Annotated in this window: 11 protein-coding genes; 10 read left to right on the top strand and 1 reads right to left on the bottom strand. The window is 46.4% G+C overall.

All coding sequences use genetic code 11. The features are described from left to right. Nucleotides 1-41: 41 nt before the first annotated feature. Nucleotides 42-1,355: a T9SS type A sorting domain-containing protein gene (locus KWJ01_RS04265; protein WP_224995185.1), complete on the bottom strand. Its 1,314-nt coding sequence runs from the start codon at nt 1,353-1,355 to the stop codon at nt 42-44. Nucleotides 1,356-1,640: 285 nt separating this feature from the next. Between KWJ01_RS04265 and KWJ01_RS04260 the strand changes: the two genes are divergently transcribed. From KWJ01_RS04260 to KWJ01_RS04215, 10 genes are all read left to right on the top strand, one after another. Continuing rightward, nucleotides 1,641-2,429, top strand: a complete 789-nt coding sequence (locus tag KWJ01_RS04260; RefSeq protein ID WP_224995184.1) for an enoyl-CoA hydratase/isomerase family protein — start codon at nt 1,641-1,643, stop codon at nt 2,427-2,429. 21 nt (nt 2,430-2,450) lie between these two features. After that, nucleotides 2,451-3,950 (top strand): polysaccharide biosynthesis C-terminal domain-containing protein, encoded by a 1,500-nt coding sequence (locus KWJ01_RS04255; protein ID WP_224995183.1) that lies wholly within the window; start codon nt 2,451-2,453, stop codon nt 3,948-3,950. 48 nt (nt 3,951-3,998) lie between these two features. Continuing rightward, on the top strand, nt 3,999-4,445 hold the full coding sequence (gene dut / locus KWJ01_RS04250; RefSeq protein WP_224995182.1) for a dUTP diphosphatase: 447 nt from the start codon (nt 3,999-4,001) through the stop codon (nt 4,443-4,445). Between the two features lie 280 nt (nt 4,446-4,725). Continuing rightward, nucleotides 4,726-5,733: a sugar phosphate nucleotidyltransferase gene (locus KWJ01_RS04245; RefSeq protein WP_224995181.1), complete on the top strand. Its 1,008-nt coding sequence runs from the start codon at nt 4,726-4,728 to the stop codon at nt 5,731-5,733. A gap of 6 nt (nt 5,734-5,739) precedes the next feature. Next, nucleotides 5,740-7,482 carry a tetratricopeptide repeat protein gene (locus KWJ01_RS04240; RefSeq protein ID WP_224995180.1) on the top strand — a complete coding sequence of 581 codons (1,743 nt, stop codon included), beginning with the start codon at nt 5,740-5,742 and terminating at the stop codon, nt 7,480-7,482. Then, nucleotides 7,475-8,233 (top strand): DUF4292 domain-containing protein, encoded by a 759-nt coding sequence (locus KWJ01_RS04235; protein ID WP_224995179.1) that lies wholly within the window; start codon nt 7,475-7,477, stop codon nt 8,231-8,233. Before KWJ01_RS04240 ends, KWJ01_RS04235 begins: the two co-directional genes overlap by 8 nt. 37 nt (nt 8,234-8,270) lie before the next feature. Further along, nucleotides 8,271-9,458 carry a murein hydrolase activator EnvC gene (locus KWJ01_RS04230; protein WP_224995178.1) on the top strand — a complete coding sequence of 396 codons (1,188 nt, stop codon included), beginning with the start codon at nt 8,271-8,273 and terminating at the stop codon, nt 9,456-9,458. A 323-nt stretch (nt 9,459-9,781) separates the two neighbouring features. Further along, entirely contained in the window at nt 9,782-10,039 is a 258-nt protein-coding gene (gene tatA / locus KWJ01_RS04225; RefSeq protein ID WP_224995177.1) for a twin-arginine translocase TatA/TatE family subunit, read from the top strand. Between the two features lie 22 nt (nt 10,040-10,061). Beyond that, the gene (gene gatA / locus KWJ01_RS04220; protein ID WP_224995176.1) at nt 10,062-11,492 is read left to right on the top strand and encodes an Asp-tRNA(Asn)/Glu-tRNA(Gln) amidotransferase subunit GatA; all 1,431 of its coding nucleotides are present in this window, start codon (nt 10,062-10,064) and stop codon (nt 11,490-11,492) included. 32 nt (nt 11,493-11,524) lie between these two features. Beyond that, nucleotides 11,525-13,009, top strand: coding sequence for a lytic transglycosylase domain-containing protein (locus KWJ01_RS04215; RefSeq protein WP_224995175.1), 1,485 nt, complete (start codon nt 11,525-11,527; stop codon nt 13,007-13,009). Nucleotides 13,010-13,043: the final 34 nt, after the last annotated feature.

The following is a 13,043-nucleotide window of genomic DNA, read 5'->3' as shown; positions in this document are numbered from 1 at the left end:
CCGGTCATTAGCCGGGCTTTTGTCATGTTTTGTAACAAATCTTATTGTATCATTACACGCTGTGTCTTTTTTTCGAGCTCATTACTAATCTGCACCAGATAGATTCCAGGTCTAAGAGCTTCTGTTTCCAATCCTTCAGCAGCCAGAGCAGCACTCGAAACCTTGCGCCCCATCGTATCCGTAATAACTACTTTGCTATTTACAGGACCATTGTAATCAATATAGAGGCGCCCTTGCTTTGCATATACATTAAATATCGCTCCTCCAAGGCGTACAACCCTCAGGCCTTTGTCTTCTACCGCTCCGTCTATATCAACCGCCAGCAGGCGATAGTAAAGTGCGCCAGTCTGGCCAGGCTGGTGCTGAAAATTATAATGCTGTGTTCCTTTTTCAGTGCCTTTGCCAGCAACACTACCAGCATAATAGAAATTCTCTGCATCTGTTGACCATTCTATTTCATAGTGGCTGAAGTTCTTCTCAATGGCTACTGCCCAATCTAAATGTACCTCATTACCATGAGTCCTTATATCGAGCTTTAAAAGCTCTACAGGTAGCGGAAGGTATGGATTCGCACACTTAAGTATAGCAATCAGCTTCTCTTCCGTCCATACCTCGTCTTTCGACCAAGCCCCATTTGTTAAACACTTCAAAAAAGGAGCGTCTACCGGAACTTCTATAACACCACCTTTGGAATAAGCCATTGGTGAAGGAATGGCATTTATCCAAAGTCCATTAATCTTCTCCAGGTTAAGGCTTTGCTCACCTATCATCAGGAAGTCAGATGCATTTCCACTATCAAATTGTGAATTAGAGAAAATATCAGAAGCAGGTAGACCACGCATGAAAATAGTGGCACCTCTATCGATCATTTCTAATCTACCTTTATCCCCATGTACCTTATTAAAAATTAGCTTAGCTCCCGGCTCCAGTATAATACTTCCACTCAGCACTACATGGTCTCTCAGATAAAGGGTATGATTGCTGCGAACCACAACAATTACACGCTCGCCAGCCCCCGTACCTTCATTGCCGGTTGTTTCATCACTTCGCTTCTTCAACTCCCCTGGAAAATTAGTCGCCACCTGCACCTTTACAGGATCATCATACATAGCAGCATTGATTTCCGCAGGATCACCTGTATACTTTTCTTTAGATACTACCCAGCTTTTTGACAGGTGCCACACATCGTTTCCCAGGGTGGCATCGCCCGTGGTAAGAAACACTCTGTGCTGACTATAAACTTGCTGAGCAAATCCATGCCCAGCCGTGGCAATCAGGATGAGAAGAAGTAAAATTTTTTTCATCTGGGAATTAGATTTATGGAGAAGAGTAGTAATAATTATCGCTTGTTTCAAGATCAAAATTATAAAATCGTTTTGTTAGTTCAAAAACTTACATTACATTTTATTTAATTATTTAAATATTCGTTTGACGTATTTTATGATCATATATATGATACGTTCATGTTTTTTCTAATTTCTGTGGAAATTATACACAGTTGCAGCAGCCCATTACATGTGATATATATATTGTAGATCTTACATAAAATCAGCTAACCTTCCGGCCAGGCAATACCGCTTCATCCTTGTAGGTTCTGGCCTTTGCTTCTATCTTTGAACCTAACCTTATTACTATTAGGTATGAATGAATTTGAAAATCTGCTTCTGGATATAAATAGTACCGGCATCCTTTTCCTGACAATCAATCGTCCGGATAAAATGAATGCTTTAAACAGCACTACCATTGAAGAAATACGCACTGCAATTCAGCGTGTGTACGACGATAGTACCATCAGGGGCGTAGTGATTACCGGCGCCGGTGATAAAGCTTTTATAGCCGGAGCCGATATTGCCGAACTGGCCGAGCTCAACGAAGTGAACGGCCGTAAATTTTCCGAACAGGGACAGGAGGTGTTTGCCCTGATTGAAAACTGCCACAAGCCGGTAATAGCAGCTGTAAATGGCTTTGCCCTCGGCGGAGGTTGCGAGCTGGCTATGGCCTGCCATATGCGCATTGCTTCACAAAATGCCAGATTTGGCCAGCCAGAAGTAAACCTGGGCATCATCCCTGGCTATGGCGGTACCCAGCGCCTTACCCAGCTGGTAGGCAAAGGCAAGGCGCTTGAACTTATCATGACGGGCGATATGCTGGGCGCCGAAGAGGCGAAGACGCTTGGACTGGTAAACCATGTGGTACCATCAAGAGAAGCTTTAATGGAGAAATGCCTGGAGCTGATGAACAAGATCATTGCCAAAGGCCCGCTAGCCATTGGCATGGTGGTAGATTGTGTAAATGCAGCCTACGACCCAAAACAGGATGGCTACCAGGTAGAGGCCAATTCTTTTGGCAGCTGCTGCCGTACCGGTGATTTTAAAGAAGGCACCCGCGCTTTTCTGGAAAAACGTAAAGCTAAATTTTCCGGAAACTAAACGCACAGGCACGTCCTGTCTATGAGTAGCTTAAAAAAACTGGCCAGCGATACGGCCCTCTATGGTATTAGCAGCATTCTGGGCCGGGTGCTCAACTACCTGCTCGTTATTCTGCATACGCGTGTTTTTGTAGCAGGTGAGTTTGGGGTAGTAACAGAACTCTACGCCTATGTTGCATTCTTTAATGTACTCTACACCTATGGCATGGAAACTGCTTATTTCAGGTTTGCCACCAGAAATAAAGCCGACAGCAAAGTAGTATTTCATACTGCTTTTACCTCCATCCTGTGCAGCAGCCTTATTTTGTCGGCACTCCTAGCCGTGTTGGCCTACCCTATTATGGACTGGCTCGACTACGAAGGCAAGGAACATATTGTATACTGGCTGGCAGCCCTAATGGCCATTGATGCTATTACAGCCATTCCATTTGCCAAACTTCGGCTGGATGGTAGGCCTATTCTGTTCGTTACAGCCAAGCTTATCAACATTTTTCTGAATATAGGGCTGAACCTGCTCTTTCTACTGGCTCTGCCTAAGATAATGGCTGGCACATGGCTGCCGGGTTTAAGAGGGCTAACAGAATTTATGTGGGTAGAGGGATGGAGTGTAGAGTATGTATTTTTAGCAAATCTACTGGCCAACAGCGCACTACTGGTACTGCTGCTGCCTGTGTGGAAACAGGTTAGGCTGCGTATTGAAAAGCTGTACTGGAAACCCATGCTGGTATATGCTTACCCCCTTTTACTGATGGGACTGGCAGGCGCTACCAATGAGATGCTGTCGCGGGCTATGCTGAAGCCTTTGTTGCCTGAAGGATTTTACGAAGGCTACGATAATGAAGCTGCACTAGGTATTTTCGGTGCCTGCTATAAGCTTTCAATCTTTATGATGCTGGCCATTCAGGCTTTCCGTTATGCATCAGAGCCTTTTTTCTTTAGCAAAGCCGAAGAAAAGAACTCCACGACTATGTTTGCCACCGTTATGCACTACTTTATTATAGTCTGCTGCATGATCTTATTTGCTGTAACAGTAAACCTTCCCTGGATTGCTCCCATCTTCCTGAAAAGAGATATTTACCTGGAGGGGCTTGAGGTGGTGCCCATCCTGCTGCTGGCTTACCTCTTCTTCGGCGTTTATGTAAACCTAAGCATCTGGTTTAAGCTGTCGGACAAAACCGGCTATGGCACCTGGTTTACAGGCACCGGCGCTGCACTTACGGTTATTTTAAACCTGCTGCTAATTCCGATAATGGGCTATATTGGCGCCGCGCTTGCAACACTTATCGTGTACAGCTACATGGCCTTTATTTGTTATTACTACGGGCAAAAGCATTATCCAATACCGTACAAGCTTGGTCCGGCACTCGTTTATATCATTTTTACTACAGTAGTGGCTTGTCTGCTGCTTTACTTCATGCCGGAATCAGACTGGATGATCATAACTTTGGGAATTGGCACCACCATACTATATATAGCAGGAGTTGTACTTTACGAAAAGAAAGGATTACGCGCCAACCTTTAAGCTTTTTCCTAACTTTGTTCTTCGATCTGAAACCTAATGCACTCAACCATGAACAACGCGCTGGCAGTTAAAGTCATCAACAAATCACATCATCCGCTACCGGAATATCAGACTCAGGCAGCGGCCGGACTTGATTTGCGTGCTTTTTTGCAGGAACCTGTTACACTTAAACCCCTGCAAAGAGCCCTGCTGCCTACAGGCTTGTTTCTGGAAATACCAGCCGGTTATGAAGCGCAGGTAAGACCACGGAGCGGCTTAGCCTATAAACATGGCATTACCGTACTCAACAGCCCCGGCACTATAGATGCAGATTATCGTGGTGAGCTAAAGGTACTATTGGTTAACCTCTCGGCAGAGGAGTTCGTTATAAACGATGGTGAACGTATTGCGCAATTAATAGTAGCCCGCCATGAAGTAGTGCAGTGGGAAAGCGCACAAGTGCTTGCCGACTCTCTTAGAGGTGCTGGTGGTTTTGGCAGCTCCGGAACGCATTAACCGCCCTGTTTACCGAAGGCAGGCGTGCTTAAAAATCGAAGCGTGCAAAAACTTCTTTTACACCACCCTGATGCAAAAGTTTAAACTACCCGGTACATTTAATAGTAATAACTTATACCGGTGAATGGCTTAGCCTTTCAGTTGTACTTACCTTCAAACAATCCTGGTGCTGTGCCCTTCGCTGCTGATTAAAATACTAAATAATGTATATTCATAGTCCAGTTGCCAATGGACCGCTTTTAATACAGACTAAACCGAATACTAAATACTACATTTTTTTATGAACATTATTATTCCAATGGCCGGCAGGGGCACCCGTATGCGCCCGCACTCACTTACCATTCCAAAGCCACTTATTCCAATAGCCGGCAAACCCATTGCTCAGCGTCTGGTAGAAGACATTGCTGGTATTGCCCAGCAAAAAATCGACAACATCGGCTTTGTGATTCACCCTAGCTTTGGTAAAGATGTGGAAGAGCACCTGAAGCAGGTAGCAGCACAACTAGGAGCAAAAGGCCATGTTTATTATCAGGAAAAAGCACTTGGTACAGCACATGCCATTCAGTGCGCCCAGGACCTGCTGGAGGGCAACTGCATTGTTGCTTTTGCCGATACCCTTTTCAAGGCCGATTTTAAGCTGGATAACACCAAAGACGGCATCATATGGGTTCAGAAGGTAGAAAACCCGAAGCCGTTCGGCGTAGTAAAAGTAAATGCCGATGGCAACATCACCGACTTTGTAGAAAAGCCTCAGGAGTTTATTTCTGACCTTGCCATTATTGGCATCTACTATTTTAAAGATGGCGCCTGGCTGCGCAAGGAAATCCAGCACCTGCTCGATAATGACATCAAAGACAAAGGCGAATACCAGATTACCAATGCCCTTGAGAACATGAAGCAGAAGGGCGCACAGCTGGTTCCGGGCCAGGTTGATGAGTGGCTCGACTGCGGCAATAAAGATGTTACTGTTTATACCAACCAGCGCTACCTGGAGTTTATCAAAGACAAAGAGCTGGTGGCAAAATCGGCAAAGATTGAAAATTCAGTAGTGATTCCCCCCTGCTACATCGGAGAAAATGTTGTGCTGAACAATTCTGTTATCGGCCCGTACGTTTCAATAGGTACCAATACCAAAATAGTAAACAGCCGTATCGAAAATAGCATCATTCAGGAAAACACTTCGCTGAAAGACCTGCTGGCAAAGAACTCGATGATCGGCAATCACGTTATCTATGAAGGAAGGGCAGCCGACTTAAGTGTGGGTGACTATAACGTAATAAAAGAATAAACCGGCATGATCATTAACAAGCACCGGATCTTAAAAGTAACTGTACTTACATACCTACTGCTTGCAGTAGGTATGTCTTTTTCATATGCTCAGAAGAAGAATAAAAAAGCTTCTGCGCAGGCAGCACAATTAAAGTCCGGTGCTGCTGTTGATTATTTTATGGATGGCGTTCGCTATGCCTTAACAGACGATAACGCCAAGGCCGTGAGTGCCTTTGAACAATCTCTGCGGCTGGACCCCAAAAATGCTGCCGCCCATTACAAACTGGCAGAAATCCTTTTGCAGCAAAACCAGTACGACCAGGCAGTTGACCACGCCCGCCAGGCCTTAGCACTGGATAAAAGCAACGAATGGTACTACATGATCCTGGCAGAAAGCCAGCTGCGCTCAGGAAATGCTAGTGAGGCTGCCGCAACAGTGGAGACTATGCTAAGCAAAACAAAGGCTCCCCCGCATAACTACCTGAAACTGGCACAGCTCTACCTGCAACAAAACCAGGTAAACAAAGCCCTTACTGCACTCGATAATGCAGAAAAAGCACTGGGTGTAGACGAAGAAGTGGTAGCACTCAAACAACGCCTGTACCTGAACCAGAACAAGCCGGAAGAAGCACTGGCAGAAGGCGAAAAGCTGGTATCCAACTTTCCGCATCAGAACATTTATGCCCTTCGCCAGGCCCAGCTACTGATTAACCTCGATCGTAAGGCCGAAGCACAAAAATACCTGGAAAGCTACCTGAAGAAAAATCCCGAAGATCCGGAGGCACTGTTCCTGATGGCAAAAACCTATGAGCAGCAGGAGCAGCACAATAAGGCCGGCGATGAATTACTGAAAGCCTTCAGCAGCCCCGGCATGGCCATAGAGCCTAAATTACAGGAAGCAGCCCAGCTCATCAGCCAGCTTCCCAATGTCGAACTGGAGGCCTCCCTCCTACAGCTCACCAATGCCATAAAAGAAGCACATCCAGAAGATTCCCGGGCATATGCCATCAGTGGCGACTACCTGCTGGCCGTTAACCGTAAAAATGAAGCTCGTGGTCAGTACCTGAAAGCACTTGAATTTGATGAGAGCAACTTTGAAGTGTGGCAGAATGCACTAACCTTAGGCATGGAGCTTGGCCGATTCGACAGCGTAGCAAAGGAAGCAGACGAAGCATTGATGCTTTTCCCTAACCAGGCGGCGCTCTACTACTTCAGTGGCGCTGCTAACCTAAGCCTTAACCAGTACGACGAAGCCGTTATGGCCCTGGAGCAGGGTAAAAAATTAGCAGCCTCAAACAAACAGCTAAGCAGCATCTTTAACAGCCACCTGGGCGATGCTTACAACGGACTCAAACGTTACGATTTGTCTGATGCTGCCTACGAAGCTGCGCTGGCCATCAACCCAAATAATCCATACATTCTTAATAATTACAGCTATTACCTGGCCCTGCGCAACGATAAACTGCAGCAGGCGCTGGAGATGAGCAAAAAGCTGGTAGAGCTGGAGCCGGAAAACCCCAACTACCTCGATACCCACGCCTGGGTTTATTACCAGCTGAAAGAATACGATAAAGCGCGCAACATCCTGGAAAAAGCCCTCAAACATGCAGATGATGCAGATGGCACAATTCTTGAACACTATGGAGATGTTCTCTTCCAGCTAAACCGGAAGGAAGAAGCTGTTCAGCAATGGAAAAAAGCCAAAGACAAGAACAGCACTTCAGAATTAATTGACAAGAAAATACAGGATCAAAAGCTTTATGAATAAAAATTTGCTCGTGCTGCTGTTAAGCGCACTTATTTTAGTAGTTGGTTGCAAGCGCGATACTATTCCTTCTGTTAGTGAAAGTGATTTAAAAGGCCTGAATATACGTCCGGCCGATTTTAAATACTTTAGCTCCCGCAGTAAGATTAATTTTGATGACGGCAACAACCGCATTGGTGCCACTGCCAACATACGTATAGCCAAAGACAGCCTTATCTGGATTAGCATTACCCCGGGTTTTGGCATCGAAGCAGCCCGAGGCCTGGTAACCCGCGACTCTCTTTTTCTGGTAAACAAATTGCAGAAAGAGTACCATGCCTACAGCTTTAAAGAGCTTAGCCAGAAATTAAATGTGGTGGTAGATTACGACATTCTGCAATCGGCCCTGCTGGGAGACCCTATCAAACCCATCACCAACAACAAAGGCGTTATGCGCAACGAGACCGAAACCATTGTAATGCAGCAGGAACAGGGTATTGATATCATCAACTACTTCAGCAACAACACACTTAAACTAACCAAGGTACTGCTGCAGGAGCCCTCATCGCCAAACAACCTTATGCTGGAGTATGCCGACTTTCAGGAGGTGGCAAATAATATTTTACCGTTTACAAGTACAATTACAGCACAATATCAGGATAATCAACAAATGAAGGCCACAGTAGTTGCTTTTCAGCATAATAAGGCCGAGTTTAGTGATACGGCATTACCGTTTCCATTCAGTATTCCGGATCGCTATGTACGCAAACAGTAGAGGGGTTGGCCTGTGGCTTGTTGTAATATTCTGTTTAATGCTTGCACCCGCCTGGGCGCAAAGCAAGGCAGAACTTGAAAAAAAGAAGCAGGAAAACCTGCGCAAGATCAAAGAAGCAGAAAACATCCTGGCTCAGACCCGTAACCAGAAAAGATCTACCCTGGGGGAACTTTCTGCCCTTGAAGCCCAGATCAGTGCAAGCCAGGAATTAACACGCCTCATTAGCCGGGAACTTAACATCTTGGACTCAGAGATTGGTGAGCTGGGCATGGTTGTAAATGCGCTGGAAAGAGACCTTGGCCAACTCAAAAAGGAGTACGCCAGCATGGTGTACAACGCCTACAAAGCCCATAAAGGTTATAGCCACCTTACCTTTCTTTTCTCTGCGCCTACCTTTAACCAGCTGGTAATGCGCATGAAATGGCTGGAACAGTATAAAGAGGCCCGCCAGGTACAACTGGAGCATATCCGCAAGGTACAGGACCTGTTGGGCTCGCAACAGGCCCAGGTAAAAAGCAAAAGGCAGGAACAACAGGTGTTGCTCGATGAGCAGGTGGCCCAGAACCAGAACCTGCTGGCCCTGCAGCAACAGCAAAGCAAAACCATTGCAAAGCTTAGCGACCAGGAGAAAAAAATTCAGCAGGATATTGCCCAGCGACGCAAAGACCTGCAGCAAATGGAGGCTCTTATTGCCAAGCTGGTACGAGAAGAAATAGAGCGTGCCCGTCGCGAAGCAGAGGAAGAAGCTAAAAAAACAAAAACAGCCACTGCCTCAGCATCGGTTGCCGTTCCGCTTACCCCAGAGGCCACAGCTTTGGGCAATTCTTTTGAGGGTGCACGCTCCAGGCTGCTGTGGCCTGTGACAAGCGGCTTTGTATCGAACCGTTTTGGAGAGCACCAGGTCTACAAACAGGTAAAACTGGAGAACAGCGGTGTAGAAATTCAAACCAAGGAAAATGAGCAGGTACGTTCTGTATTCGATGGCCAGGTAAGGCGCGTGTTCTTTATGCCCGGCATGAATAACGTGGTAATGATACAGCACGGCCAGTATTTTACCGTTTATGCCCGCCTGAAAGATGTATCTGTAAAACCTTTACAGAAAGTGAAAGCCAAAGAAGCCCTTGGCACCGTATACACCAACAAAGACGGTGTTTCGGAGCTGCATTTCGAGATCTGGAAAAATGATCAGAAGCTGGACCCCGAACACTGGCTTTACAAGAATTAAAGCATATTATGCTGGAAATGACCGGCGTAAGATTTTAATTAAAATAAGAAGTTAAGCCAGTCTGCAGGTTGGGCTGATACTAAAATTTCCTGAAAAAGGCCTTCCCCTTTAAAATATCAGCCCTTTTTTCTCATTTTATAATTATGTAGGGAAGTTCCTCTTATTTAATTTACTTACGGAGCAGTTACGATAAGTGAGCGAATACATTAAAAATATTGAACTTTTGTCAGACACTACGCCTTTTTTATGAGAAGTTCGTGTGCTCTGATTTGAGTATACTAATCCATTGACTAAATTTACTTTACAAAAAAAGCTACAGCTACATGGAAACTCTTTTATTATTTTTCAACATGGGTGGTCAGGAAATCCTGCTTATCCTGCTTATCATCCTGATATTCTTCGGTGCCAAGAAAATCCCGGAACTTGCACGTGGCCTGGGCCGTGGTATTCGTGAGTTCAAGGATGCTACAAAAGAGATCAAGGAAGAGGTAGAAGAAGCAGCAAAAGAAAGACCTGCAACTACTCACACACCACGTACTACTGCTACAACTGCTAGTACCAACGGTGAAGTGAAGCCTTGATTGATCGCCAACCAAAGCAACGTTGAAAAATTTTTCTTCTCTCTCCGAAATAAAAGCCAGCCTTAAAACTGGCACCCTAAGTTGCGCCACCCTGGTGGAGCATTATTTGAAAAATATAGAAGAGCATAAGCATCTTAATGCTTTTCTTGAGGTATATACAGAAGAAGCCCGGCTGCAGGCACAGCGTGTAGATGAAAAGCTACGCCTGGGTACTGCCGGGCGCCTGGCAGGTCTTGTAGTAGGCCTGAAAGATGTTCTTTGCCTTCAGGATAAGGGCCTGCAAGCCTCCAGTAAAATACTGGATGGATTCATCAGCCAGTTTACCGGCACTGCCGTACAGCGTCTTCTGGATGAAGATGCCATTATTATTGGCCGGCAAAACTGTGATGAATTTGCCATGGGCTCCTCTAACGAAAACTCTGCCTTTGGGCCTGTGCGTAATGCAGCAGATCCTGACAGGGTGCCGGGAGGCAGCTCAGGAGGTTCTGCTGTAGCCGTACAGGCAGATCTCTGCCAGGTGTCCTTAGGTACAGATACAGGTGGCTCAGTGCGCCAGCCAGCCGCCTTCACAGGGCTGGTGGGATTTAAACCAAGCTATGGCCGCATTTCCCGCTGGGGCCTGCTGGCTTATGCCTCTTCTTTTGATGTGATAGGCATTTTTGCCAAAAGCATTGAAGACTGTGCCCTGGTACTGGAGGTAATGGCCGGACCCGATGAGTACGATAGTACTGCTACTCAGCTGGAGGTACCTGCTTACACACAAAAATTAGACAGGGGCAACGCTAAATACAAGGTTGCCTATATTAAGAATACACTGGAATCAGAGGGTTTAAGTGCTGCGGTAAAGCAACGTACGGTAGAAAAGCTCCGCTGGCTGGAAGAACAAGGCCACACGGTAGAAGCAGTGGATTTTCCGCTGCTCGACTATATGCTGCCTACCTACTACATCCTTACTACAGCAGAAGCAAGTTCAAATCTCTCCCGTTTTGACGGCGTACGATATGGTTACCGTTCGCCAAATGCCGACAGCCTGGAGAGCATGTACAAGCTTACACGCAGCGAAGGTTTTGGCGCCGAAGTAAAGCGCCGTATCATGCTGGGAACATTTGTGCTAAGCGCCAGCTATTACGATGCCTACTACACAAAGGCACAAAAAGTAAGGCGCCTTATAAAAGAGGCAACCCAGGCCCTTTTAGGTACGTATGATTTTCTAGTAATGCCCACAACACCTACTACTGCGTTCAAACTGGGCGAACACACCGAAGACCCTTTGGAGATGTATTTGGCCGATATTTTCACCGTACACGCTAACCTGTGCGGGATACCAGCCATCTCTCTGCCAAACGGCACCGATTCCAGCGGTTTACCAGTCGGCATACAAATTGTAGCCGATCTGTATCAAGAAGATAAACTACTGGCTTTCTCGCAGTACCTGCAGGGAGCCGCAACATAATATAAAATTCTTCTTTAGGGAGTAAGTACGGCATGAATTTAGGAGCGATCAAAAAAATCAAAAATTATGGATCACAGCTGCTTTTGGTGATGGGCCTGGGCGTTGTTTCCGTAAACACCACAACAGCACAGAGTTTATCAGAAGCGGAAGAAGACAGCACTGCAGCAGGCGAAGAAGTAGCAATTTCAGATACGCTGAACCTGGATGCCATTGTCGAAATCAGCCGAACCTATTACGACTATATTCCCGATGCCAGCTATGAGCTGATCGGGGAGCGTATAGCAGGCATGAACGCCCAGATAAAGGTTCCCTACAATCCGCGGGTAAAAGGCTTCATCGATTACTTTACCGTACGCAACCGGGAGTACACCCGCACCATGCTGAAACGCCGTGATGTGTACTTTCCCCTGTTTGAGAAATACCTGGCAAAATATGGTATTCCCGATGACCTAAAGTATCTCTCCATAGTAGAGTCAGGCCTTAACCCTAAAGCAATATCACGTGCAGGTGCTGCAGGCCTGTGGCAGTTTATGCCCAGCACAGGCCGCATCTACAGGCTTAACCGGAACTGGTATGTAGATGAACGCCTCGATCCTGAAAAAGCAACCGAAGCTGCCTGCCGTTACCTGAAACAACTCCATGGCATGTTTGGCGACTGGCAGCTGGCTCTTGCCGCCTATAATGCCGGTCCTGGCAATGTAAACAAAGCGATTCGCCGCTCTGGTGGCAAAAAAGACTTTTGGGAGGTTTACAACCACCTGCCAAGAGAAACCCGCTCTTATGTACCCCAGTTTGCTGCCGTTATGTACGTAATGCAGTTTGCCGAGGAGCATAACCTTTTGCCTGAGGAGCACGAGTACCTCTACTCGCAGCAGGTAGATACCGTACACCTTAACCGCTTCATGAGCCTGGAGGCACTGGAGGCGCAGCTGAACCTCTGCCCCGGCGAACTGGAGTACCTGAACCCCGAACTGGTGCGCAAGGCCATACCAGAAAACGCAGGCACTTATGCGCTGCGCATACCGGCAGAGGTAGCGGAGTATTTTCAGACAAACCGCCTTGCCATCATAGACTCAACGGCTAAAACCAGCCAGGCACTGCTGGCATACAATACCAAAACAGAAGTAGGCAGTACCTACAACCGGGAAAAAATAACCTACCGGGTTAGATCGGGAGACCATCTGAGTAAGATTGCCGGCAAATATGATGTTCGGGTGAGTGACATTAAGCAGTGGAACCGCCTAAACAGCAGTAACCTGCGGATTGGCCAGCAGCTCACCATTTATGTTTCTCCTACACAAAAGGCGTCTATCAATAACCAGCTGGCTTCAAATAACAGCAGCAGCAGCAAGCCTATACAGGTTAGTAAAAACAAAGTGTACTATGTGCAGCCTGGCGATACCCTCTGGGAGATATCACGCAAGCATGGCAATGTAAGCGTAGCACAGATCAAGCAAATGAATGGTCTGAAAAGCAACGAAATTAAAGTTGGCCAGAAACTGATCCTTGCTAAGTAAAAAATACAGAAGCACTATCCCCTTCTCAAGCTTT

This window comes from Cesiribacter sp. SM1, from assembly GCF_020178975.1.
Classification (GTDB): domain Bacteria; phylum Bacteroidota; class Bacteroidia; order Cytophagales; family Cyclobacteriaceae; genus Cesiribacter.
Note: the sequence above shows the minus strand (reverse complement) of the source record. Positions and strands in the feature narration are given on the sequence as shown.